General features: G+C 71.3%; 18 protein-coding genes and 3 pseudogenes. 9 read left to right on the forward strand and 12 right to left on the reverse strand.

Annotated elements, in window-relative coordinates; translation table 11 throughout:
• Positions 1-238 precede the first annotated feature (238 nt).
• Positions 239-1,654 (forward strand): annotated as a pseudogene (locus tag MKK88_RS20905) (ComEC/Rec2 family competence protein); the annotation flags it as partial.
• Here the strand turns inward: MKK88_RS20905 and lexA are convergent.
• Complete coding sequence (gene lexA, locus MKK88_RS20910) at positions 1,648-2,379, reverse strand: transcriptional repressor LexA (protein ID WP_244003094.1); 732 nt, start codon at positions 2,377-2,379, stop codon at positions 1,648-1,650. The pseudogene MKK88_RS20905 and the gene lexA sit on opposite strands and share 7 nt — an antisense overlap.
• Positions 2,380-2,607: 228 nt before the next feature.
• Between lexA and MKK88_RS20915 the strand changes: the two genes are divergently transcribed.
• Positions 2,608-3,075 (forward strand): hypothetical protein, encoded by a 468-nt coding sequence (locus MKK88_RS20915; protein WP_244003096.1) that lies wholly within the window; start codon positions 2,608-2,610, stop codon positions 3,073-3,075.
• A gap of 7 nt (positions 3,076-3,082) precedes the next feature.
• Here MKK88_RS20915 and MKK88_RS20920 read toward each other — a convergent pair whose 3' ends face one another.
• Positions 3,083-3,298, reverse strand: coding sequence for a hypothetical protein (locus MKK88_RS20920; RefSeq protein WP_244003098.1), 216 nt, complete (start codon positions 3,296-3,298; stop codon positions 3,083-3,085).
• A 93-nt stretch (positions 3,299-3,391) separates the two neighbouring features.
• On the opposite strand from MKK88_RS20920, the gene MKK88_RS20925 reads away from it, so the two are divergent.
• Positions 3,392-4,633 carry an NRAMP family divalent metal transporter gene (locus MKK88_RS20925; protein ID WP_244003100.1) on the forward strand — a complete coding sequence of 414 codons (1,242 nt, stop codon included), beginning with the start codon at positions 3,392-3,394 and terminating at the stop codon, positions 4,631-4,633.
• Between the two features lie 62 nt (positions 4,634-4,695).
• A complete protein-coding gene (gene fae / locus MKK88_RS20930; protein WP_020092273.1) occupies positions 4,696-5,235 on the forward strand; it encodes a formaldehyde-activating enzyme in 540 nt (179 codons plus the stop codon).
• Here the strand turns inward: fae and MKK88_RS20935 are convergent, their stop codons facing one another.
• From MKK88_RS20935 to MKK88_RS20965, 7 genes are all read right to left on the reverse strand, one after another.
• Positions 5,236-5,850, reverse strand: a complete 615-nt coding sequence (locus tag MKK88_RS20935; protein WP_244003102.1) for a Uma2 family endonuclease — start codon at positions 5,848-5,850, stop codon at positions 5,236-5,238.
• Positions 5,851-5,913: 63 nt separating this feature from the next.
• Positions 5,914-6,375 carry a hypothetical protein gene (locus tag MKK88_RS20940; protein WP_244003104.1) on the reverse strand — a complete coding sequence of 154 codons (462 nt, stop codon included), beginning with the start codon at positions 6,373-6,375 and terminating at the stop codon, positions 5,914-5,916.
• A 9-nt stretch (positions 6,376-6,384) separates the two neighbouring features.
• A complete protein-coding gene (locus tag MKK88_RS20945; protein ID WP_244003106.1) occupies positions 6,385-6,867 on the reverse strand; it encodes a response regulator in 483 nt (160 codons plus the stop codon).
• Positions 6,864-7,982 carry a histidine kinase dimerization/phosphoacceptor domain -containing protein gene (locus tag MKK88_RS20950; protein WP_244003108.1) on the reverse strand — a complete coding sequence of 373 codons (1,119 nt, stop codon included), beginning with the start codon at positions 7,980-7,982 and terminating at the stop codon, positions 6,864-6,866. The genes MKK88_RS20945 and MKK88_RS20950 overlap by 4 nt, the downstream gene beginning before the upstream one ends.
• A gap of 180 nt (positions 7,983-8,162) precedes the next feature.
• Positions 8,163-11,441: an error-prone DNA polymerase gene (locus MKK88_RS20955; RefSeq protein WP_244003110.1), complete on the reverse strand. Its 3,279-nt coding sequence runs from the start codon at positions 11,439-11,441 to the stop codon at positions 8,163-8,165.
• Entirely contained in the window at positions 11,438-13,201 is a 1,764-nt protein-coding gene (locus MKK88_RS20960) for a DNA polymerase Y family protein (protein ID WP_244003112.1), read from the reverse strand. The genes MKK88_RS20955 and MKK88_RS20960 overlap by 4 nt, the downstream gene beginning before the upstream one ends.
• Complete coding sequence (locus MKK88_RS20965) at positions 13,128-13,907, reverse strand: ImuA family protein (protein WP_244003114.1); 780 nt, start codon at positions 13,905-13,907, stop codon at positions 13,128-13,130. The genes MKK88_RS20960 and MKK88_RS20965 overlap by 74 nt, the downstream gene beginning before the upstream one ends.
• Positions 13,908-14,139: 232 nt before the next feature.
• On the opposite strand from MKK88_RS20965, the gene MKK88_RS20970 reads away from it, so the two are divergent.
• A complete protein-coding gene (locus MKK88_RS20970; protein WP_244003116.1) occupies positions 14,140-14,901 on the forward strand; it encodes a collagen-like protein in 762 nt (253 codons plus the stop codon).
• A gap of 191 nt (positions 14,902-15,092) precedes the next feature.
• On the opposite strand, the gene MKK88_RS20975 is transcribed toward MKK88_RS20970, so the two are convergent.
• Entirely contained in the window at positions 15,093-16,310 is a 1,218-nt protein-coding gene (locus MKK88_RS20975; RefSeq protein ID WP_244003128.1) for a TIGR03862 family flavoprotein, read from the reverse strand.
• A gap of 346 nt (positions 16,311-16,656) precedes the next feature.
• On the opposite strand from MKK88_RS20975, the gene MKK88_RS20980 reads away from it, so the two are divergent.
• Positions 16,657-18,171, forward strand: coding sequence for an MDR family MFS transporter (locus MKK88_RS20980; RefSeq protein ID WP_409566688.1), 1,515 nt, complete (start codon positions 16,657-16,659; stop codon positions 18,169-18,171).
• Positions 18,172-18,191: 20 nt separating this feature from the next.
• On the opposite strand, the pseudogene MKK88_RS20985 reads toward MKK88_RS20980, so the two are convergent.
• A pseudogene (locus MKK88_RS20985) lies at positions 18,192-18,608 on the reverse strand (phosphohydrolase); the annotation flags it as partial.
• 82 nt (positions 18,609-18,690) lie between these two features.
• Here MKK88_RS20985 and MKK88_RS20990 point away from each other — a divergent pair.
• The 3 genes and pseudogenes from MKK88_RS20990 (at position 18,691) to MKK88_RS21000 (ending at position 22,353) form a co-directional block, all read left to right on the forward strand.
• Positions 18,691-19,678: pseudogene (locus MKK88_RS20990) on the forward strand (GlxA family transcriptional regulator).
• 136 nt (positions 19,679-19,814) lie between these two features.
• Positions 19,815-20,852, forward strand: coding sequence for a TerC family protein (locus tag MKK88_RS20995; RefSeq protein ID WP_244003118.1), 1,038 nt, complete (start codon positions 19,815-19,817; stop codon positions 20,850-20,852).
• 271 nt (positions 20,853-21,123) lie between these two features.
• Positions 21,124-22,353: an ABC transporter substrate-binding protein gene (locus MKK88_RS21000; RefSeq protein WP_244003120.1), complete on the forward strand. Its 1,230-nt coding sequence runs from the start codon at positions 21,124-21,126 to the stop codon at positions 22,351-22,353.
• A 335-nt stretch (positions 22,354-22,688) separates the two neighbouring features.
• On the opposite strand, the gene MKK88_RS21005 is transcribed toward MKK88_RS21000, so the two are convergent.
• Positions 22,689-23,110, reverse strand: a 422-nt coding sequence (locus MKK88_RS21005) for an aldo/keto reductase (protein ID WP_244003122.1), incomplete at its 5' end; no start/stop codon positions are given.

Below are 23,110 nucleotides of genomic sequence, written 5' to 3' on the forward strand. Positions count from 1 at the left end.
CGGTAGGTCGAACATCCGACAGGCGTAGCGTACAGTTCCAACTTGCCGCCACGCCCGTCGTGTTGAAGTTGGGCTGCCTGGTCCGAGCAGCAGGTTCGATAGCTCGCAGCGTGAACGCAGCGTTCGTGCGACGCTCACGTTGCCCGGGCAAACGGGCCTGAAGCATTTCGCTGGATGCAAAGATGCCGAGCTAAGACACCAGACTGCCTCCAACTTTTCATGCCGGCCAACTCGCAACCATGTCGTCTCGATCTCGGGCCTCCACATGGTGCTGGCCGCCGGCGTGGTGTTCTGGCTGGTGCGGGCGCTGCTCGCCCTGATCCCCCACTGCGCCCTGTTCTGGCCGATCAAGAAGATCGCGGCCGGCTTCGCCATGGTGGGGGTGAGCGCCTACTGCGCGTTCTCCGGCTGGGACATCGCCGCCGAGCGCTCCCTGATCATGACGCTGATCATGCTGGGCGCGATCCTGGCCGACCGTCCGGCCCTGTCGATGCGCAACCTCGCGCTGGCCACCCTGATCGCGCTGGCCCGCGAGCCGGAGGGGCTGCTGGGGCCGAGCTTCCAGATGTCGTTCGGCACGGTCGCCGGGCTGATCGCCTGCGCGCGCCTGATCGACGGGCGCCTGTTCGTGCGCCCCGGGGCCGGGCGGATCGGGCGTCTCGTCGGGAGCGGCCTGTCGGCGGTCACCGGCACCCTGGCGACGACGCTGGTGGCGCAGATCGCCACCGCGCCCTTCGCCACCTACCACTTCCAGACGATCCAGCCCTTCGGACTCGTCGGCAATGCCCTGACGCTGCCCCTCGTCTCGCTGGTGGTGATGCCCTCGGCGGTGATCGGTTGCCTGGCCTATCCCTTTGCCCTCGATCGACCGGTCTGGTGGCTGATGGGGCAGGCGGTGGGCGGCATGCTGGCGATCTCGCATTGGATCGCCGGGTTCGAGCGCGCGAGCCTGGTGGTGCCGGCCTTCGGCACCGGGGCCCTCGCCGCCCTGACGGTGGCCCTGCTGCTGGCGACGCTCCCGGTCTCGCGGCTTCGCTGGATCGCCCTGCCGCCAGCCTTGCTCGGGCTCGGCCTGCTGGTCCAGCCGGAGCGTCACGACCTCTACGTCGACCGCCAGGGTTGGGGGGCCGCTTTGCGCGGGCCGGACGGCCGCCTTGCCATCCTCGGCAGCCCCTCGGGCTTCGTCTTGGAACAGTGGCTGAAGGCGGACGGCGACGGGCGGCGGCTTGAACGCGGATCCGGAGCGGCGCCGGGCGGCCGCTGTGACCGGCTCGGCTGCACCGCCCTGCTTCCGGATGGACGGCCGGTCGCCCTGGTCCGCGACCGGCGCGCCTTCCCGGAGGATTGCGCCCGGGCGGCCGTGCTGATCACGGGCCTCACGGCGCCGCCGACCTGCACGGGGCCGCTGGTGATCGACCGGCGGGTGCTGGCGGCGCACGGCGCCGTCGCCCTACGAGCCGACGCGACCGGGTTCACGCTCCATGCAGCCCGGGGCGACGGCCGATCCGTCCCCTGGCGTCCGGAGCCTGTGCCCACCGGATCCCCACCGGACGCGGATCCCCCCGTCGCGGCAGCCGGCGGCATGGCCTCGACCCAGGCACGTCAGGCCCCGGCGGACGCCGCGACCGACGCCCCGGCCGAGCCGCTTCAGTAGCGGCGCACGAGGCTGACGAGCCGACCCTGGATCTGGACCCGGTCGGGCCCGAGGACGCGGGTTTCGTAGGCCGGGTTTGCAGCCTCCAGGGCGATCGAGGAGCCACGCCGGCGCAGGCGCTTGAGCGTCGCCTCCTCATCGTCGATCAGCGCCACGATGATGTCGCCGGTATTGGCCGTGTCCTGCTTGCGGATCACCACGAGGTCGCCGTCGAGGATCCCGGCCTCGACCATCGAATCGCCGCGCACCTCCAGGGCGTAGTGCTCGCCGCCCGCGAGGAAGTCCGGCGACAGGGTGATCGCATGGCTCTGATTCTGGATCGCGGAGACCGGCGTACCGGCCGCGATCCGGCCCATGACGGGGATCGAGACCGCCCGGCCGGCCTCGTCGATCATCCGGGCGCTTGCCGGCATCGGCGGCGGTACCGCCGGCTGCTTGGACTTGCCGCCCTCCACCACGCTCGGCGTGAACCGCCGCGGCTCCGGAACGGGTGCCGCCGGCTGTGCGAGGCTTTCGGGGATGCGGATCACCTCGATCGCCCGGGCCCGATTCGGCAGGCGCCGCAGGAAGCCGCGCTCCTCAAGGGCCGTGATCAGCCGGTGGATGCCCGACTTCGATTTGAGGTCGAGCGCATCCTTCATCTCGTCGAAGGAGGGGGGAACACCGCATTCCTGCATGCGGCTCTGGATGAACCGCAGGAGGTCCAGCTGCTTGCGCGTGAGCATCGACGGGGGCCTCGCGGCTTGACGGGCCGCCCCGGGGCGGCCTCTGAAACAAATCGCGAACAGGTTAAACGTTCCGCAAGTGTTCCGCAAGCACGTTATGGCTACGCTGATCGCGGCTGGGACAAGGCGGAGCACAAACCCGTTGACGGCGCAAGCGCAGCCGTTTCAATGCGCCCGGTATCCCGCCGGGACGGGCGGCGGATCGGTGTCGGGCTGGGGATGACGAGGATGCGACAGCGCGCGGCTCCGGGGCTCCTCCGGCTCTCCCTTGGCGCCGTCCTCCTGGGCGGTGCGCTTGCCGGCTGCACGACCGGGTTCGCCTACATCTCGCGCAACTACGTGGCGCTCACGCCGCAGGTGGTGACGATCGGCTGCAAGGAGCCCTACGAGGTCTACGACAATCGCCAGCTGCGGCGGATGCTGATCGTCTCCAATGCCCTGCGGGAATATGCCGGCTGCAACCTGAGCGAGGTCCGGATCGACCCGGAGCCGGGGGCGACCCGAGTGTCGCGCTTCCGCACGGCCGCCCGCGTCTATCTCGACGAGACCGTGCGCGAGGAGTGCCGGATCACCGGCGAGACCGTGTTCGATCCGCTGAAATCCGAATTCGCCTACGCGTGCGATGCGCCGATCGAGAAGCGCGGAACGGTGGTGCCGCGCCTGCCGGGACGCAACCCCGGTCCGGCCCAGCGCTGATCCCGTTTCAGGTGCCCGGCTTCGGGAAGGTGCGCTCGGCGGCATCCCCAGCCGCCGCCAGCAGGGCGCGCGCGAAGGCGCGGGCCTCGGCCCGGTCCAGCACGATCGCGGCGGTGACCGGCCCGCCGCCGAGGTCGGCCAGGGCGAGTTCCAGCCGCACCCCCTCGGGCACGGCACTCGCCTGAAGGCTCCAGCCGGGGCCCCGCTCCGTGCTCTCCGCCATCGCTCAACCCCTTTCGCCCGCGCCTTCCGTCGACCCGGGAAAACGCCGCAGGCCCCCGCCGGAACTGCCCGAGCCCGGGACTGTTCCCGAGCCGTGCCCAGCGCTTCCCTGCCCCGCCTCGCGACGTTCCTCAAGACCGCGGGGCCCGGCCTCGTCGTGATGCTGGCCGACACGGATGTCGGCAGCCTGATCACAGCGGCCCAGAGCGGCGCCCGCTGGGGCTACTCGCTGCTGCTCCTGCAGATCCTGCTGATCCCGATTCTCTACGTCGTCCAGGAGCTGACGGTGCGGCTCGGGACCGCCACCGGCCGGGGGCATGGCGAGCTCATCCGCGAGCATTACGGGCCGGCCTGGGCCTGGATCTCCTATGGCGGCCTCGTGGTCGCGGGGATCGGCGCCATCGTGACGGAATTCTCCGGCATTGCCGGCATCGGCGACCTGTTCGGGGTGCCGCGCCTCGTGAGCCTCGGCCTGCCGGCGCTCCTGCTGCTCGGGCTGGTCCTCACCGGCAGCTACCGGCGCGTCGAGCGGGTCGCGATCGTGGTCGGCCTGTTCGAACTGGTCTTCATCGGGCTCGCCATCGCGGCGCGGCCGAACGTGGGCGAGATCGTTACGTCCTTCGCCCACATGCCGCTCGGCGATGGCCAGTACCGGGTGCTGATCGCCGCCAATATCGGCGCGGTGATCATGCCGTGGATGATCTTCTACCAGCAATCGGCGATCGTCGACAAAGGCCTGGGTTGGGACCACGCGCGGAACTCGCGACTCGACACCCTCGTGGGCGCCGTGATCTCGCAATGCGTGATGGGGGCGATCCTGATCGCGGCCGCCGCGACGATCGGCAAGGCCGGGCAGGGGACCAAGAACGGGCTTGAGACCGTCGGCGACCTCGCCGGCGCCTTCACCCCGGCGTTGGGGCCCTGGCTCGGGCAGGCGGTCTTTGGCGTCGGGATCATCGCGGCCGCCTTCGTGGCGCTGAACGTCGTGGCGCTGGCGCTGGCCTGGGGTTTCGGCGACGTGACCGGGAAAGCGCACTCGCTGGAGCAGTCGCCCCGGGAGGCCCCGGCCTTCTACGGCGCCTTCGCGCTGGTGGTGGTGGCGGGGGCCGTGGCGGTGCAGCTCGTGCCGAATCTCGTGGCGCTCAACATCGCGGTCGAGGTGATGAACGCCCTGCTGTTGCCGCTGGCGCTCGGCCTGCTGATCCTGCTCGCCACCCGGGCCCTGCCGGAGGGCAAGCGCGTGGACGGGGCCTACAAGTGGGTCGTCTACGCGGTCTCGGGCGTCACGATCGCCTTCGCGCTGGTCGGCGTGCTCGACGCGGTCGGCCTGCTCTGAGCCGATTGACGCGGGCAGCGCGATGATGTCTCCCGCGGGCTCCGATCAGGTGGAGTTCGAACATGCAAGAGATCTGGTTCCGCACGGGCGAGGCCACGGTGCTGGCGGCCGAGGGTCAGTACACCGACGCCATGCCGGAGGTGCTGATCGGCTCCGTCCGCGGGCCGGTGGGCCAGGCCTTCGCGTCGATGATGGGGCAGGTCCAGGGCCACACCCGGATGTTCGTGGTCCGCGACCTCAACCAGCTCGTGCGCCCCGCCACGATGATGACCACCAAGGTCACGATCCACACGGCCGAGTATGCCGAGCTCCTCGGCGGCGTGGTCCAGGCGGCCACGGGCGACGCGATCGTGGACTGCATCATCGAGGGCATCCTGCCGAAGGACGGGCTCGACGAGCTGTGCATGATCATCATGATCTGGCTCGATCAGCGCTGCGCCGAGGATGACAACCTCGACCAGAAGGACCTGTACCGGACCAACTACGAGGCGACGAAGCTCGCCATCGCCCGCGCCCTGAAGGGCGAGCCGACGGTGGACGAGCTGATCGCCAACCGGAAGACCGTCAAGCACTACGCGCTGGACGGCGTGATCGAGTACTGATCAGGCCCGCGGCACGGGTGTGTGGACGTAGAGGTCGGCCACGGCGCAATCGAGGCCGAAGCCGGGGAGGACCAGATGGTCGTCCCCGGTCAGGCGGGTGCGGGTCCAGGTCTCCCCGCTGCGTACCGAAAGGGCCAGCGCGCGGCTCTTCTGCTCGATCAGGAGTACCGCCTCACACAGGGGTAGGGCTTCGTAGCCCGCGCGCTTGACGTCGATCTTCGTCTGGCGCGTGCCGGGCAGCGTCCGGTGGTCGCTCGGCGAGAGGATCTCGGCGGCCAGATAACAGCCGTCGACGACGTTCCGGTCAGGCTCGATGGTGGCCATGTCGATGACCGCGACGTCCGGGACATAGGTATGGCCCGTGATGAACGGCCTGAGATCAATGGCGGGATCGTGGATGGCGATCCACGAGGAGCTCGACCGTTCCAGAGCCTCGTTCAGCAGGCGCTGAAGGTTCACGACGATGACCTGATGGATGAGGCTCGGCCGGGCCTGCATCACGATCTGGCCCTGGATGAGCTCCCACTTCTCCTCATCGGGGCGCGTCTCGATGAAGTCCCAGAATCCCCGATGGGGATCGGTCCTGTGGACGGGCGGGGTTTCGAGAGTCGTCATGGGCAGCCCGGGCCGAGTCGACAGGAATGAAGGATCCTGCCCGCCACGCCCTCGGTCAATACCTTATCCCGGCGGGATGCGCCCCACCGAGCACAGGGTGCGCATCGTGGTGCTGCCCGGGTCGGTGTAGCAGGAGGCCGACCAGCCGCTCTGCTGGATGAACGACTTGCGCCGCTCCGACAGCGAGGTCCGGTAGGCGTTGGCGATGATCGGCTCGACGGTCGAGGCCGGCTCGCCGATCAGGATCTCGGAGGCCACAGAGAGGTCGCGGAAGAAGGCCGCCGAGGGGGCGGGCTCGGCGGAGGTCGCCTGCACGATCGGCTCGGCCCGGCAGGTCACGTCGAACTTGATCGGCCCGGCGAGGCGGATGTCGATGCTGGGGCCCGCGCGCTTGCCGACCTTGCCGCCGATCGCCCCCGCGATCTGGCGGGCGAGGTCGTCGCAGGTATCGGCTCGGGCTGCCGTCGCCAGGAGCGGCAGACAGGCGAGGGCGGCGAGGAGGCGCGGCACGGTCAAGCTCGGCATGGCGCCACTCTAGCCTCCGCGCGGCCCCTGTCGAGGGGTCAGATTGGCCCGCATCTGGGCGAAACTCGCGAGCCAGGCCGGAGCAACGCGCATCCCCGGCGGGACGTACTCGGCCGGCGGCGGACGGCGCACGCAATCCTCCAGATAGGTCAGGGATTCCTCCAGCACCGTGCCGGTGAACGGCTTGGCGATCACCGCGGTGGCCCCCGCCATGTCCTCGCTGAGCGCCTGGGCGTCGGCGGTCATGAACGCGGCTGTGATCCCGCCGAGATCGCGCACGGCCTGCGCCACATCGAGACCCGAGGAGCCGTCGCCGAGACGCAGATCGATGAGAACCAGTTCGGGCCGGGTCTCGTGGACGAGGGCGATGGCCTCCCGGGCGGTCATGGCCGTGCCCACGACGCAGTGACCGGCCTCTTCCAGCATCATCTCGATCTGCATCAGGATGAGGGCTTCATCCTCGACGACGAGAATCTTGAGCGGCTCGGTCACGAGGCCTCCAGGCCGCCGGCCATCTCGCGTGGCAGGCGTATGCTGACGATCGTACCGGGATCGTTGTTCATCCAGGCGATGCTGGCGCTGAGCTGGCGGCAGAGCGTGCCGATCAGCCGCTTCCCGAAGGAGCGCTGCTCCATCACCTGGACGGGCATGCCGACGCCGTCATCGGCGATCTTGATGGTGAAGTAGGCCGCGTCCGGCGCCACCGTCACGGAGAGCCGACCGGGCCGGTCGTTCGGGAAGGCGTGCTTGAGCGCGTTGGTGATCAGCTCGTTCATCATCAGCGCCACGGGGGGCGCCTTCGCGACCGGGATCTCCACCGCCTCCAGGTCCAGGTGCAGGCGGATCCGGTCGCCGGAGCCGCGGACGAGGTCGGTGGCGAGGTCGCGGGCGAACTCGGCCACGTCGAACCGCTCGACGTTGTTGGACTGGTAGAGCCGGCGATGGACCGTGCCCAGGGCCTCGACCCGGGTCAGCATCGCCTCCATGGCGGTGCGGGCGGCCGGATCGGTGATCGCCCGCGTCTGCATGGACAGCAGCGCCGCGATCATCTGGAGGTTGTTTTTGACCCGGTGATCGACCTCGTGGACCAGCATGGTCTGGGTGGCGAGCGCCTCGGTCAGGTCGCGGGTGCGGTGGGCGACCTCGGCCTCGAACCGGTCCTTCTCCTGCTGAACCCGCAGATGCGCGTCCACCCGATCGGACACGTCGAGCTGCGAGGCGAAGAAAAACAGAACCTCGCCGGCTTCGTTGACGACCGGGCTCAGGTAGAGCGCATTCCAGAACGGCATCCCGTCCTTGCGGTAGTTCAGGATGTCGATCGCGATGTCGGTGTTGGCCTCGACCGCCTCGCGGATCAGCGCGACGGCGCCGCGGTCAGTCTCCTTGCCCTGGAGCAGCCGGCAGTTGCGGCCCATCACCTCGTCTCGGCCGTAGCCGGTCATGCGCAGGAACGCGTCGTTGGCGAAGACGATCGGGTTGTCGGGAAGCCGTGGATTGGTGACGATCATCGGCATCCGTGTGGCGCGGACCGCGGCGGCGAAGGGATCGCCCTTGCCCTGTTCGGCGTCGAGCCGGTCTGTCTGATGCCAAGCGTCGGGCTGTTCCATCGAACCTGCTCTCTCCTGCCCGGCGTTCGTCACCTCCGGCAATCGAATCCTGGCTGCGCTGCGGCAGCCCACGACCCTAACGGGTGAGCTACGGCAAGAGTTCGGACCTGACATGCTTTGATGCCGAACTTAGCTAGACAGAACGCCGCACCATCCGCAATTTGAGGTTATGATCGTGACTCAATGGAAATCACGGCTGCGATACACGCGCCGATCCTGAGCGACGCCGAAATCCGTCGTCTCGGGCGGCAGCTTCATCCCGGCCTCGCGCAGGTCGCGGAGCGATGCGGTGAGATCGCGAAACCCCTCCGCCACGAGATGGACCACCCCGTCCGCCCTCTGAATCCGGCCGCGCACGGCCAGGAACCGGGCCTGCATGGCGATGCGCCGGTTGGCCTCGAACACCGTCTTCCAGACGATCACGTTGGCGATACCGGTCTCGTCCTCCAGGGTCAGGAAGACCACGCCCTTGGCGGTGCCCGGCCGCTGGCGGATCAGCACGAGCCCCGCCACCGTGACCCGGGCGCCCTGGGGCAGGGCGGGATCGCAATGGGCCCGGGCCGGGATCGCGCCGATCCGGGCGAGCCGCCCCCGGAAGAAGGCGACCGGGTGCCCCTGCAGCGACAGGCCGGTGGCGGAATAATCCTCGGCCACCACCTCGGATTGGGCCAGGGCCGGCAGGTCCGCCGCCGGCTCGTGGCGGAACAGGCCGTCATCGGCGTGCCACGCGAAGAGCGGCAGGGGCGCGTCGAGGAGATGGGCGCGGCGCTCGGAGCTGTCGGCCTTGGCGGCCTTGCGGGCTGACGTCCCCTCCAGGGTGCGAACCATCCACAGGGCGGCGCGCCGGTCGAGGCCGAGCGAGCGGAACGCGTCGGCCTCCGCAAGCCGCTCCAGGGCGTTGCGGGGCAGGGCGAGGGACGCCTGAAGCCCCTCGATGCTGGCATAGCCGTTGGCGCGCAGCCGCACGAGCCGGCGCATCGCGGCCTCCGGCAGGCCGCGCACGACGCGCAGGCCGATCCGCACGGCGTGCCGCTTCGGATCCCCGGCCGGCTCCAGGGTGCAATCCCAATCGCTGGCATTGACGCAGACACCCCGCACCTCGACCCCGTGGGCGCGGGCGTCGCGCACGAGCTGGGCCGGCTGGTAGAAGCCCATGGGCTGGGCGTTGAGGATCGCGGCCAGGAAGACGTCGGGGTGCCGGCATTTCATCCAGGCCGAGGCGTAGACGAGGAGCGCGAAGCTCGCCGCGTGGCTCTCCGGGAAGCCGTAGGTGGAGAAGCCGCGGATCTGCGCGAAGCAGCGCTCGGCGAAATCCTGCGGATAGCCCCGGCGGGTCATGCCGCCCACGAACTTGTCCGCGAAGCCCCCGATCGAGCCGACATGGCGGAAGGTCGCCATCGCCCGGCGCAACCCGTCGGCTTCGGCCGGGCTGAAGCCCGCCGCCGTGATGGCGATCTGCATGGCGTGCTCCTGGAACAGGGGCACGCCGTAGGTCTTCTGCAGGACCTCCTTCAACTCGTCCGCCGGGCCGTGGTCCGGATGCGGGGCGGGGTATTCCACCGGGTCGATCCCGGACCGCCGCCGCAGGTAGGGATGGACCATGTCGCCCTGGATCGGTCCGGGGCGCACGATCGCCACCTGCACCACGAGGTCGTAGAACTCCTTGGGCTTCAGGCGCGGCAGCATCGACATCTGCGCCCGGCTCTCGACCTGGAAGACGCCGACGGAATCGGCCTTGGCCAGCATGGCGTAGGTCCCGGGATCCTCCTGGGGCAGGTCGGCGAGCGTCGCGTAGAAGGTGCCGTGATCCCGCTCCAGAAAATCGAGGCCGCGCTTGAGGCAGGTCAGCATGCCGAGCGCCAGCACGTCGACCTTCATCAGGCCGATCGCGTCGATGTCGTCCTTGTCCCACTCGATGAAGGTGCGGTCCGCCATGGCGCCGTTGCCCACCGGCACGGTCTCGTCGAGGCGGCCCCGGGTCAGCACGAAGCCGCCGACATGCTGCGACAGGTGGCGGGGGAAGCCGATCAGCTGATGGGCGAGGTCGAGCGCCTGCCGGATCGCCGGGTTGGCGGGGTCGAGCCCGGCCTCGCGGACATGCGGGTCCGGCATGCCGGTGCCCCAGGAGCCCCAGACCGTGTCGGCGATGGCCGCCGTCACGTCCTCGGTCAGCCCCAGGACCTTGCCGACCTCGCGGATCGCCATGCGCGGGCGGTAGTGGATCACCGTGGCGCAGAGGGCGGCGCGCTCCCGCCCGTAGCGGGCATAGAGGTACTGGATCACCTCCTCCCGGCGCTCATGCTCGAAATCGACGTCGATGTCGGGGGGCTCGCCCCGGTTCTCCGAGATGAACCGGGCGAAGAGCAGCCGGTGCTTCGACGGGTCGACCGCGGTGATGCCCAGACAGAAGCACACGGCGGAATTGGCCGCCGAGCCCCGGCCCTGGCAGAGGATGCCCTTGCTGCGGGCGAACGCGACCACGTCGAACAGGGTCAGGAAGTAGCGGGCGTAGTCCATCTTGGCGATGAGCCGCAGCTCCTCGTGGAGCGTCGCCTCGACGGAGCGCGGAATATCCCCGGCATAGCGCCAGCGCGCCCGCTCCCAGGTGAGCTCCTCCAGGTAGGCCTGCGGCGTGCGGCCGGGGGGCACCGGCTCGTCGGGATATTCGTAGTGCAGCTCCGACAGGCTGAAGTCGCAGGCCTCGGCGATCTCGATGGTGCGGGCGAGCGCCTCCGGATGGTCGGCGAACAGACGCGCCATCTCGGCGGCGGGCTTCAGGTGGCGCTCGGCATTGGCCTCCAGGCGGTAGCCGGCTTCCTCGATCCGGCAGCCTTCGCGGATGCAGGTGACCACGTCCTGGAGCGGGCGCCGCTCGGGATGGTGGTAGAGCGCATCCGAGACCGCGACCATCGGGGCGCCAGCGGCTGCGCCCAGCTCAGCGAGGAGCCCGAGACGGCGGCGCTCATCGCCCCGGCGGGCGTGGCTCGCCCCGAGGAAGGTCCGGCCTGGCGCCGCGGCGGCCAGCGCCTCCAGCCGCGCCCGGAATCCCTCCGGCAGGCGCCGGGTCGGCGGCATGGCGATGAACATCTGCCCCTCGGCGGCCTCCAGCATCTCGGCGAAGGCGAAGCGGCAATCGCCCTTGCGGACGCGGCGGTTGCCGAGGGTGAGCAGCCGGCAGAGGCGGCCCCAGGCGTCCCGATCCATCGGGTATGTGACGGCCTCGAAGCCCTCCTCGGTGACGAGGCGCACCCCGGGCAGGATCCGGATCGCGGTGCCCTCCAGCGCGCGGGCCGCCGCATGGGCCCGCACCACGCCGGCCACGGTGTTGCGGTCGGCGATGCCGATCGCCGTCACGCCGTAGGACGCCGCCTGCACGACGAATTCCTGCGGGTGCGAGGCCCCGTGCAGGAAGGAGAAGTTCGTGGTGACGGCGAGTTCGGCGTAAGCGATGTTGCTCACGCGAACAGCCCGTGGACGTACCACGCCGCCGGATGCCCGGGGGCGTGCGGCCCGTCGCGGTAGAGCCAGAGCCGGTGCCCGGCCTCGCACTCGACGCGGTAATAGTCGCGGGGCTCGCCGGGCTCGCGCCACCACTCGGATTCGATCCGCTCCGGCCCCTCGGCATGGGCGACCCGGTGGATCTGCGCCCGCCAGCGAAAGCGCCGGGGCGGCCCCTCGGGCACGGTGGACAGCACGTCGAGAGCGGCCTCGCCCCGGGGGAACAGCACCAGGGGGCGGGGCGGGAGGTGGTCGGGCCAGGGGGAGGCGAGGGAGCTGTCGGACCCGGGCATCTCCCGCGCCCCTGCGCGGGGGAGGGTACCCTGCGCAGCAGGGGGGGAGAGGGGAGCGACGGTGCAGGACGGAGCGCCGGCCGTCATGAGGGTCACGCCAGATCCGGAAACGTCGCTCCCCTCCCCCGCCTCCCTTCGGGTGCCACCCTCCCCCGCAGAGGGGGGAGGAAGACGCGCCCGTACCCGGCCGATGCCTTGATCGGCTGACGATCCATGCCCCTCTCCGGCCACCCAAAGAACACCCCGCTCACCCCGCTCCGGCAGATGGCTCGCCCGCGGTTCGAGCCGCAGCAGCGCCCGGCCGAGGCGCTGCGCCAGGGCGTCCGCCAGGAACCCGACGCCGTCGCCCGTGGAACCCGCGCCGAGATCCGTCTGCCGGGCCGGCATGGCGCCGGTCACCGTCACCGTGAGTTCCACCGTCTCGAAGCCGAAGCCCGCATCGAGGGCACGCCCCAGCCGGTCGAGGCGCAGCGAAACCAGGACGGCGACCCGCTCCGGATCGCGCTCGGGCCGGGACAGGCCGAGGTCGAGGGCCCGCACGGCCCCGTCGACCCGGTGCAGGGCAAGGCGCAGGGCGCAGGCGCCGAGCCCGTCCCGCTCCAGCCGGGGGGCGAGCGCCGCCATCAGGTCCCGGGCGGTCCGGACGATGTCCGATTGCCGGCCGATCGGGTCGAGGAAGCCGCGGGCGGCGGCATAGTCGGCCGCCTCCGTGAGGGGTGCCAGCGGCTCGGGGCGGCGCGCCAGGGCCTGATCGAGGCGCAGCAGCAGCGCGGCGCCGAAGCGGCGGGCGAGGGGGCCGCGGGGGAGGGCGTCGAGCGCGCCGATCCGGCGCAGGCCGAGCCGCTTCAGGCCCGTGACCGTGCCGGGATCGAGCCGCAGGGCTTCCACGGGCAGCCCCCGCAGCGCTCCGGCGGCCCCGCCCGGCGGCACGACGATCCGGTCCGCGCTCCCGTGGCGGGCCAGCGCGAAGGCGCCCCCGGGGGTGTCGGCCAGCGCGACCCGCGCCGGGATGTTGGCCCGCGCGAGACGGTCCGCCAGATCGTCGACGAGGCTCACCTCACCGCCGCACAGGTGGCTCGCCCCGGCGACGTCGATATAGAGCCCGTCCGAAGCCTCGGCCGGCCCGAACGGCGCCACGTGGGGCGCGTAACGGCAAGCCCAGCGGCAGAGGCGCAGCAGGGCGTCCCGGTCGGCCGCCGGGTCCGCGGGATAGACCCGGAGCGGCACGGCGATCCGCGCCCGAACCCGGCCGAGGGGTTCGCCCGGCCGCAGGCCCAGCGCCTGGGCGTCCAGATCGAGGGCCAGGAGCCGCAGGCCGCCCGGCCCCTCGGCCGCCACCGCCAGCGGGCCGCCCTCAGGCGCGAGACCGGCCCGAAGCAGCCGCGTCACCGGCCAGTGGCTCAAGCAGATGCAGACGATGCGCGGCATGGTCCCACTCCAGAAGCCAGTCACCGCCGCGCCCATTGCGGCAGCGTTCGAGCCGCGCCCGCCAGCGTGGCCGGTCGAGGGTGCCGAACCGGTCCCGGGAGGCCGGCGCGGCGCCGATCCGCCAGCGGGTGGCGGCCCCGTTGGGCATCCCGGCCTCCGCGGGCCGCAGGAGCAGCAGGAGCGGCGGGTCCGCACCCTCCGCGGCGAGCTGCAGGCGCCGGCCCGGCTTCAGCGGCAGACCGTCCCGCACGAGCCCGATCAGGGCCGCCAGGGCGCGGGCCTGCAGGGCGGCCTCCAGGGCGCGAAACACCTCTCCGTCGCTGCCGGCTTCGAGGAGCAGCAGGCGGCCGGGATCGAGGCCGAGGCCGGCGACGCCGTGCCCATAGGGCAGGGGCTGGCCGGGCGCGGCGGCGATCAGGGCCTCCCCGGACACCCGGGACAGGTGACAGGCGCAGAGCGCGAGGGCGAAGCCGAGGGCCGCGATCATGTCGGCGGACCCGGCCGGCGCGATCTCGTGCGGCGGCCCGAGGGCGAGGCCGCCGCCGGGCAGGTGGGCGTCCAACTCGGCCAAGCCGAGCGGCAGGACCGGGCGCGGGGTCCGGTCGTCCATCGGCGGCGCGAGCTGCGCCCGCAGGGCGTCCAGCCGCGCCCGGGGATCGCCGCGCGCCGGTCCGGGCTCGGTCTCGTCCGCAGGGTCCAGCCCCATCTCCGTCGGCTCCGGTCATGGCGGACGATTGGAACATAACAGGAACACGATCAAACGGTTTCCGCGGGGCCTTGGAATCGTGCGTCCGTGCAGCAGCTTGGCCTGTGGACGGATGTGGACGCCTGTGGAATCGGCCCCCGCTGCCGGTTTCACCGGTCACGGTTGACCGCAATCGCAGGGTGAGCCCACACGTCGGCTGCCGCGTGCCGGACGCGGCCCAGACGGACCGCGCATGCGCCTGACCCTCGCTCTCCCGCTCCTGCTCGCCCTGTCGGGGGCGGCGCTCGCTCAGCAACCGGCGGATCCGGGTGGCCCGGCCCCCGCCGCCCCGGGGCGTCCGGCCCGGGCGCAGGCCCGGTCCCCTCAGACCCCGAACCAGCCCATCATGGTCTACGACGCCCGCATCGAGGCCGGCGACCTGCGGATCTCGGGCTCGGTGCGCAAGCCCGGCGCCATCGTGGTGCTGGACGACGACATCTCGATCCAGGCCGACCGGCGCGGGCGGTTCGTCTTCCGCTTGCCCTACCGGCCCGCGACCTGCGTGGTGACGCTGAAATCCGAGCCGGACGAGCGCGAGGCCGTGGTGGCGAACTGCGCCCCCGAGGGGCCTGCGGGTCCGCCCGGACCACAGGGTGTCGCAGGGCCGCCTGGTGAGCCGGGGGCCAAAGGTGAAACGGGCCCCAAGGGGGATCAGGGTCCCAAGGGGGATCTCGGCCCCCAGGGCGAAACGGGTCCCAAGGGCGAGGCCGGCGCCCAGGGTCCGGCCGGGCCGCAGGGTGCATCCGGGCCGAAGGGCGAGCCGGGCGAGAAGGGGGCTTCAGGCCTCCAGGGCGCGCCGGGGCCGCGGGGTCAGGCTGGTCCGGCGGGCGGGGCGGGTGCGCGGGGTGAGGCCGGTGCGCAAGTCCGACTGTGCGGGCGGCTGCACCGTGACCTGCGAGGCCGGGGAGACGCTGGTCACCGCCCATTGCCTCAAGACCGGCACGCCGACCTATGACGGGGACCGCGCCGCCTGTCCGGCGGAGGCGGCGGGGATCGTCGGCTTCTGCACGCGGCCTTAGTCCACGCAGGCCCGGTTCGAGCAGAGTTGGAGGTGAGCCCCCCTCTCCCGCAAGCGGGGCGAGGGGGGGATCCCACCCCTGCTCGGCCCCTGAACGAAGACCCGGCCGTCGGAGCAGGTCGCCGACCTCAGCCGACGGTCTCGGCCAGCCAGTCGAGCATCCCGGCGGCGGCGGCCCGCCCGCCCGCGATGCTGCCCTGGAGCAGATAGCCACCGGTCGGGGCCTCCCAGTCGAGCATCTCGCCGGCCAGGAACAGGCCCGGATGGGTGCGCAGCATCGACCGCCCGTCGAGGGCGTCGAGCCGGACCCCGCCCGCCGTCGAGATCGCCCGCTCGATCGGCGCCGGGGCGATGAGGGTCAGCGGCGCGGCCTTGATCAGCCCGGCGAGCGCCCCGGGATCGGCCGGGAGAGCGGCGCCGGCCGCCTCGCGCAGGAGGCCCGCCGCCACGGGCGGGAGTCCCACCGCCTTGCGCAGCCGGGTCGCGACTGAATCGCCGGGCCGGGCGCCGGACAGGCGGCGGGCGAGGGCGTCCCGGGTCAGGTCGGGCCGCAGATCGAGGACGAGTTCGGCGCTGCCCCGGGCGGCAATCGCCTCGCGCAGGATACGGGACAGGGCGTAGACCGCCCCGCCCTCAAGGCCGTCTTGCGTGATCACGGCCTCGCCCCGCACCGTGGCGCCGTCGCAGGCGAGGGCGATACGCTTCAGCGGCGCGCCGGCGAAACGCTGCCGGAACAGGTCCGACCACGCCACCGCAAAGCCGACATTGGCCGGGCGCAGGGGCGCCACCGCCACGCCGAGACCCTCGAGGAGCGGCACCCAGCGCCCGTCCGAGCCGAGCCGCGGCCAGCTCGCCCCGCCGAGCGCCAGCAGGGTCGCCCGGGGCCTGACCTCGCGGGATCCGTCCGGAGTCTCGAACCTCAGCACCGCGCCCAGGGCCGTGAGCCGGTGCTGGGTCCGGATCCGGACGCCGAGACGGTCAAGCCGTGCGAGCCATCCCCGCAGCAGGGGCGAGGCCTTGAAGCTCCGCGGGAAGACGCGCCCGCTCGATCCGACGAAGGTCGGCTCGCCGAGGTCCGCGCACCAGTCCCGCAGGGCCTCGGGCGGGAAGGCCGCGACGGCGGCATCGAGATAGCCCGGTGGGTGGTAACGGGCGAGGAAGTCCGAACGCGCCTCGCTGTGGGTGATGTTGAGGCCGCCGCGCCCGGCGATCAGCAGCTTGCGGGCGACCGAGGGCATCCGCTCGTAGACCGTGACGGCGCGGCCGGCCTCGCCCAGCACCTCGGCCGCGGCGAGCCCGGCCGGCCCGCCGCCCACGATGGCGATCTCGTCCCTGTCCTGCGGCATCTGCCGGGAGAGCGGCAGGCGGGCCGGTCCTGTCAAGGGTGGGGTCACGGCGGGCAGGCTGGGGCCGAGCCGCTTCGCGGCGAGTTTCGCGCTGGGGTCCGGATCGCATTCCCCCTTCGCCGCATGGGCCCGGGAAAGGGCAGCGCTCCTGCTGCACCGCCCCGTCGCGGGCAGGGGCAGCGCAGCGGAACCCGATCCGGGACCCAGCACGGGACTCGCCGCGCAAGCGGCTCCCCTCCGACGGAACCCGGACCCGCAGAAAAAAATTCTCCTCCGTCCCCGAAGCTGCCGCGTTCGACGCGCCAGGCTCGGCCGCGAACATCCCGAAGCTCAGAGGCTCAGACACGTGGCCAGCCCCGCCGCCATCACCGGGACCCCGGGCATCCCCGCCCCACAGGCCCAGCTCGGCCAGGCTGAGATCCGCGCGATCGTCTACGGCCTCATGACCGCGATGCTGCTCGCGGCTCTCGACCAGACCATCGTGGCGACCGCCATGCCGACCATCGGGCTGGCTCTGGGTGATGCCGCCAACCTCCCCTGGATCGTCACCGCCTATCTCCTGGCCTCCACCGCGGTGACGCCGCTCTACGGCAAGCTGTCCGACATCCACGGGCGGCGGATCATGCTGCTGATCGCCATCACGACCTTCGTGATCGGGTCTCTCGCCTGCGCCCTCGCCCCCACGATGGTGGGCCTCGCATTGGCCCGGGGCCTCCAGGGGATCGGCGGGGGCGGGCTGATCGCGCTGTCGCAGACGATCCTGGCCGATATCATGTCGCCCAAGGAGCGGGCGCGCTATCAGGTGGTGATCGCAGGCGTGTTCGTGGCGGCCTCGGTGGCTGGGCCGCTGCTCGGCGGCTTCTTCGCCCAGCACCTGCACTGGTCGCTGATCTTCTGGATCAACCTGCCGATCGGCGTCCTCGCCTTCCTGCTGACCAACGCCAACCTGAAGCGCCTGCCGCGCCACGACCGTCGCCACCGGCTCGACTGGCCCGGGGCCGCCCTGATGGTCTCAGGGTCGATCACCCTGCTGCTCGCCCTGAGCTGGGGCGGCGTGCGCTATCCCTGGGGCTCGGCCCCGGTTCTGGGCCTCCTCGCCCTGGCCCTCGTGCTCGGCGGCGGCTTCGCGGCGCGCCTCGCCACCGCGCCCGAGCCGCTGATCCCCATCGAGGTGCTGCGCAACCAAGTGGTCTACAGCGCGACGCTCGCCGCCTGCTTCGCCATGGGCACCTTCATCGGGCTGACCATCTACGTGCCGATCTTCCTCGAGGGGGTGATCGGCCTCTCGGCGAGCGAGTCCGGCGTGGCGCTCGTGCCGCTGATGGTCGGCACCGTGACGGGCGCAACGCTATCGGGCCGGTCGATGATCTATTTCCGGCACTACAAGCGCGTGCCGCTCATCATGATGAGCGTCAGCATCGCCTGCTGCGCCGTCATCGCGTGGTGGGGCCACGCGCTGCCGTTCTGGCTGATGGAGGTGCTGTTCGCGCTGCTCTCCATGGGGATCGGGACGATCCTGCCGCTCTCGACCATCGCGATCCAGAACGCGGTGGCGCGCCACCAGCTCGGCATCGCCACGGCCTCCATGAACTTCTTCCGGTCGCTGGGCGGCGCGCTGATCGTGGCGGCCTTCGGCACGATCGTTCTGGGCGGCGTCGCGGGTGGGGCCGGGAAGCACGATGTCGAGAGCCTGATCCGCGGCGCCGACCCGGCGCAGCTCGCCCTGACGTTCCGGTTCGTGTTCGGGGCCGCCTGCCTCGGGCTGCTGGCGGCCTTCGCGTTCCTGGCGCTGATGGAGGAGCGACCGCTCGGTGGCCAGGGAACGCCCAAGATGAGTGGCGCCCCCGAAACGTCGGCCTGAGACCCAAAAGCGGATGCACCTCAAGCGTGCAGCCCGCAGCCGCAGCCCGGCTCATGCGTGCCGCCAGGCCAGCGTGAAGCCCGGATCACGCTGCAGAAGTTCCCCCTGCGGAAGCCCGGCTCCTTGTCGGCGATCACGTCGGCTTTCACGTTGCCGAAGGTGGTGTCCGGCTTGAGCCGGAGGCCATCGTAGAAGGCCAGGACGATGTCCTCCTTGAAGTCCGGCGTGCGGGGATAAGCCGAGACGACCGCCTCACGCTCGGCGTCGGAATACTGTCCATAGGTCAGGCCCAGCACGTCCATCTCGACGCCGGCCGTCACCAGCGCGACCACCGGATGCATGTGAACCGGGATGCCGGGCGTGGTGTGCAGCGCGATGGCGGTCCACACCGTATAGACGTCCGCCTCCGGCACCCCGTGGGACGTGAGGAAGTCGCGGACGAGGCCGCGAGATTGGCAACAATCGTCGTGAAGCGATGATTTCTGCCAACGTGCTGACAGCGTCGGCCACGGAGGTCCCATGGCGCCCCGATCGATCGCCCTGCTCGCCCTGCCCGATGTCCAACTTCTCGATGTGGCCGGGCCGCTCGATGTCTTCTCCGAGGCGAACGCGCTGAGCGGCTGCACGGTCTACGATCTCGCCCTGATCGGGACGGAAGCCGGACCGATCACGACCTTGTCGGGCCGTCGCCTGCTGCCGGACCTGATCGCCCCTGCGGATGTCGCCTTCGACACGCTCCTCGTCGCCGGCGCCCCGCGGATCCACGAGGCGGCGGTCGGGCCCGATCTCCTCGCGTGGCTCAGCCGAACGGCGGCCCGCTGCCGGCGCTACGGCTCTGTCTGCAGCGGAGCGTTCCTGCTCGGACAGGCCGGCCTCCTGGAAGGCCGCCGGGTGACGACGCATTGGGCCGTCGCGGATAATCTGGCCGCGCGCTACCCCGCGGCGCGGGTCGAACCTGACGCGATCTGCCTGTTCGACGGGACCCTCAGGACCGCGGCCGGCGTCACGGCGGGGCTCGACCTCGCTCTGGCGCTCGTGGAGGAGGACGAGGGGCCCGCGATCGCCCGCCGCGTGGCGGCCCAGCTCGTGATGTTCTTCAAGCGCGGCGGCGGCCAGATGCAGTTCAGCCGCCGCGGGGTCAGCGCCCCGTCCGGCCGCTCAGCCCTCCAGGAGGTCCAGCGCTGGGTCGCCGCCCACCCGGCGGAGGATCACAGCGTCGACCATCTTGCCGAGCGGGCGGGGATGAGCGGGCGGGGAAGAGCGGGCGGGGATGAGCGCGCGCCTCTTCGCGCGCCTCTTCCGGGTCGAGATCGGCCTGACCCCGGCCGCCTATGTCGAGACCGTGCGGATCGAGGCCGGCCGTCGCGGCCTCGAGACGGGGGTGGTCGCCCTGAAGCAGGTCGCGGGGGCCTGCGGGTTCCAAGATGCCGACACCTTCCGGCGGGCCTTCCAGCGGCGAACCGGCACGACGCCCGCGGAGTACCGGCGCCGGCATGCCCGCGGCTGAGGCGCCTTGCCCTTGATTCGCCCGGATCACCGCTTACCTCGGCCCCATCGGCTGCGGGCCCCTCTGGCGGGCGCTTCCCAGCGCCCGTGATGTCGGAGCCGATGCTTTCCATTCGGAATCAGCATCAGGTCCCCGCATGATGGACGTTCTCACCGTCGAATGGCTCGGCAAGCCGTTGTGGATGTGGCTCGGCTTCCACGTCCTGATCGCGTGCCTGCTCGCCTTCGACCTCGGCCTCCTGCACCGGGACAAGGAGCACGAGATCGGCGTCCGGGAGAGCCTCCTGCTCACCGGCTTCTATCTCAGCCTCGGCCTCGCCTTCGGCGGCTGGATCTGGTGGTATCTCGGGCCCCAGGCCGGCGAGGAATACGTCACCGGCCTCGTGGTCGAGAAGTCGCTGTCGATGGACAACGTCTTCGTCATCGCGATGATCCTCACCGCTCTGGGGATTCCGCGGGCCGCCCAGCACCGGGTCCTGCTCTGGGGCATCCTGGCGGCGGTGCTGCTGCGCGGCCTGATGATCGGACTCGGCGCCGCCCTGGTGCATCAGGTGCATTGGGTCCTGTCGCTGTTTGCCGCCTTCCTGATCTATGCCGGCCTGAAGATCCTGATCTCGGGGGACGAGGACGAGGGCGATTTCCAGAACAGCGCCGTGGTGCGCTGGTTCAAGAAGACCTTCCGGGTCACGCCGGACCTGCACGGCCAGCGCTTCGCCATCCGCAAGACCGATCCGAAGACCGGCAAGGTTGCCCTGTGGTTCACGCCGCTGGCCCTCGCCCTGGTGCTGGTCAACGGGGCCGACGTGATCTTCGCGGTCGACAGCGTGCCGGCGATCTTCGCCATCACCACCGATACCTTCGTGGTCTACACCTCCAACATCTTCGCGATCCTGGGCCTGCGCGCCCTCTACTTCGCCCTCGCCGCGATGGTGGACCGCTTCGCCTATCTCAAGACGGCGCTCGCCCTCATCCTGATCTTCATCGGCGCCAAGATCGTGGTGGCCGACACGTTCGGGCTCATCACGGTGCCGCCGTGGGTCTCGCTGGTGGTGACGCTGACCTTCCTGGCGGCGGGGGTCGCCTACAGCCTTTGGCGGACCCGCACCGACGTGCCGGCTCCGGCAAACCCGGACAAGTCCCGGCCCCCGCACGAGGCCCGGGCCCACCGGGCCTGACCGGCAGGCAGCCCGCGGTCGAACGGTCACGCATCGCCGCTCCACGCACGGACAACGGCCTCCCCGCGGGCGTCTCGCCGCGCGGAGGTTTCGAGCCCCGATCCGGGTACATCGAAGCCCCTGCGGGGGCGTGAGAACCCGGGCGTCTGACGGATCGCCCACTTCCTCACCCGTGCCGGTATCAGCCGCGAGCCCCCGCGGATACGCTGCATCCGAAGTCCGCGAGCGCCGATCAACGGCGCCGCGTTCCGAGATCGACAGGGAGAGAGACATGACGCTTCGCCACCGCGCCGCGGCGCTGCTTGGAAGCCTGTGCGCGCTCGGTGCCGGCGCGGCCCTCGCGGCCGACCTCGTGCCTGTGAAGATCGGCGTGCTGAACGACCGCTCCGGCGTCTACTTCGACTCCACCGGCGAGGGCTCGGTGGTGGCGGCCCGCATGGCGGTCGAGGACTTCAAGCCGGAGGCCCATGGGCTGAAGGTCGAGGTCGTGGCCGCCGACCACCAGAACAAGCCCGATGTCGGCGCCTCCATCACCCGGCAATGGTACGACCGCGACGGCGTGGACGCGGTGTTCGACGTGCCGACCTCCTCGGTGGCGCTCGCCATCGCGCAGATCACCAAGGAGAAGAACAAGGCCTTCATCAACTCGGGCGGCGGCACCGCCGACCTCACGGGCCCGGCCTGCACCCCGAACACGGTGCACTGGACCTACGACACCGCGGCGCTCGCCAACGGTACCGGCAAGGCGATGCTCAAGCGCGGCGGCAAGACGTGGTACTTCATCACCGCCGACTACGCCTTCGGCCTGGCGCTTGAGCGCGACACCAAGGCGGTGGTGGAGAAGAACGGCGGCACGGTCGTCGGCGGCGTGCGCACGCCCTTCCCGAACCCGGATTTCTCCTCGTTCCTCCTGCAGGCTCAGGCCTCGGGTGCCCAGGTGATCGGGCTGGCCGATGCCGGGTTGGATGCCGCCAACGCCATCAAGCAGGCGCACGAATTCGGCATCCGGCAGGGCGGGCAGAAACTCGCGGCCCTGCTGATCGCCATCACCGACATCCACTCGCTGGGCCTGGAGGTGGCGCAGGGCCTCGACTTCACCGCCTCGTTCTATTGGGACCTCAACGCTGGCACCCGGGCCTTCGCGGAGCGCTTCGGGACGCGGATGCCCGGCAAGAAGCCGACCTCGTACCAGGCGGGCGTCTATGCCAGCACGCTGCACTACCTGAAGGCGGTGGCCGCGCTCCACTCCGCCAAGGACGGCGCCGCGGTGGTGGCCAAGATGAAGGAGCTGCCCACCGACGACCCACTGTTCGGCCAGGGCACGATCCGGCCGGACGGGCGCAAGATCCACCCGATGTACCTGTTCGAGGCCAAGACGCCCGCCGAATCGAAGGGCGAGTGGGACCTCTACAAGGTGCTGGAGACGATTCCCGCCGAGCAGGCGTTCCGGCCGATGGGCGAGGGCGGCTGCCCGATGCTGGCCGGCCTGACGGGCAAGTAGGGTTTCTCCGGGCTCGCGCCGCGTACTCTCCTGCCCCCTTCAGCTATAGGCAAGGGGCGTTTCCGGCCTGCGGCTGCTGACGAAGCGCAACCCGCCCCCTCTCCCGTGCGGGAGTAGGGTTGGGGTGAGGGCCGAGAACCAGCAGGAGCGAGGCCAGCCCCGACGCGCGGTCACGTCGAGCTCTCCCAGGCCGCCGCGCATCCCGCACCCTGCCCCTCTCCCGCACGGGAGAGGGGACCCGCGACCATCCGGGCGATCGGATGAGCCGGTCGCGACGACAAACCTGTGCAGCCCGGAGCCCCGGTGGGCGGGGACGGCGCCGGTCGCAGCGGTGTTCAGGCCGCCCCGATCCGATCCAACGCCGCCATCGCGTCGTCCGGCAGCCGGAGTTCGGCCGCCGCAAGGTTTTCGCGAAGGTGGCCGAGCGAGGATGTCCCCGGGATCAGCAGGATGTTGGGCGATCGGCGCAGCAGCCACGCGAGCGCCACCTGCATCGGCGTCGCGCCGAGACCAGCCGCGACCTCCGACAGGGTGTCCGATTGCAGCGGGCTGAACCCGCCCAGCGGGAAGAACGGTACGTAGGCGGTGCCGGCGGCGGCCAGCGCGTCGATGAACGCGTCGTCGCCCCGGTGCGCGAGGTTGTACTGGTTCTGCACGCAGACGATGTCGGTGATCCGCCGCCCCTCGGCGACCTGACCCGGCGTGGCGTTGCTCAGGCCGATCCGGCGGATCAGCCCCTGGCGCTGGAGATCCGCCA

Source organism: Methylobacterium sp. E-005 (assembly GCF_022829725.1).
Lineage (GTDB): Bacteria > Pseudomonadota > Alphaproteobacteria > Rhizobiales > Beijerinckiaceae > Methylobacterium.

Coding starts and splice junctions, on each gene's coding strand:
- MKK88_RS20940 (WP_244003104.1), bottom strand. CDS start 6,375: ATGCCGAGCTTGACCGTGCCGCGCCTCCTCGCCGCCCTCGCCTGTCTG.
- MKK88_RS20965 (WP_244003114.1), bottom strand. CDS start 13,907: ATGGGGCTGGACCCTGCGGACGAGACCGAGCCCGGACCGGCGCGCGGC.
- MKK88_RS20935 (WP_244003102.1), bottom strand. CDS start 5,850: ATGACGACTCTCGAAACCCCGCCCGTCCACAGGACCGATCCCCATCGG.
- MKK88_RS20915 (WP_244003096.1), top strand. CDS start 2,608: ATGCGACAGCGCGCGGCTCCGGGGCTCCTCCGGCTCTCCCTTGGCGCC.
- fae (WP_020092273.1), top strand. CDS start 4,696: ATGCAAGAGATCTGGTTCCGCACGGGCGAGGCCACGGTGCTGGCGGCC.
- MKK88_RS21000 (WP_244003120.1), top strand. CDS start 21,124: ATGACGCTTCGCCACCGCGCCGCGGCGCTGCTTGGAAGCCTGTGCGCG.
- lexA (WP_244003094.1), bottom strand. CDS start 2,379: ATGCTCACGCGCAAGCAGCTGGACCTCCTGCGGTTCATCCAGAGCCGC.
- MKK88_RS20950 (WP_244003108.1), bottom strand. CDS start 7,982: ATGGAACAGCCCGACGCTTGGCATCAGACAGACCGGCTCGACGCCGAA.
- MKK88_RS20920 (WP_244003098.1), bottom strand. CDS start 3,298: ATGGCGGAGAGCACGGAGCGGGGCCCCGGCTGGAGCCTTCAGGCGAGT.
- MKK88_RS20960 (WP_244003112.1), bottom strand. CDS start 13,201: ATGCCGCGCATCGTCTGCATCTGCTTGAGCCACTGGCCGGTGACGCGG.
- MKK88_RS20995 (WP_244003118.1), top strand. CDS start 19,815: ATGATGGACGTTCTCACCGTCGAATGGCTCGGCAAGCCGTTGTGGATG.
- MKK88_RS20975 (WP_244003128.1), bottom strand. CDS start 16,310: ATGCCGCAGGACAGGGACGAGATCGCCATCGTGGGCGGCGGGCCGGCC.
- MKK88_RS20970 (WP_244003116.1), top strand. CDS start 14,140: ATGCGCCTGACCCTCGCTCTCCCGCTCCTGCTCGCCCTGTCGGGGGCG.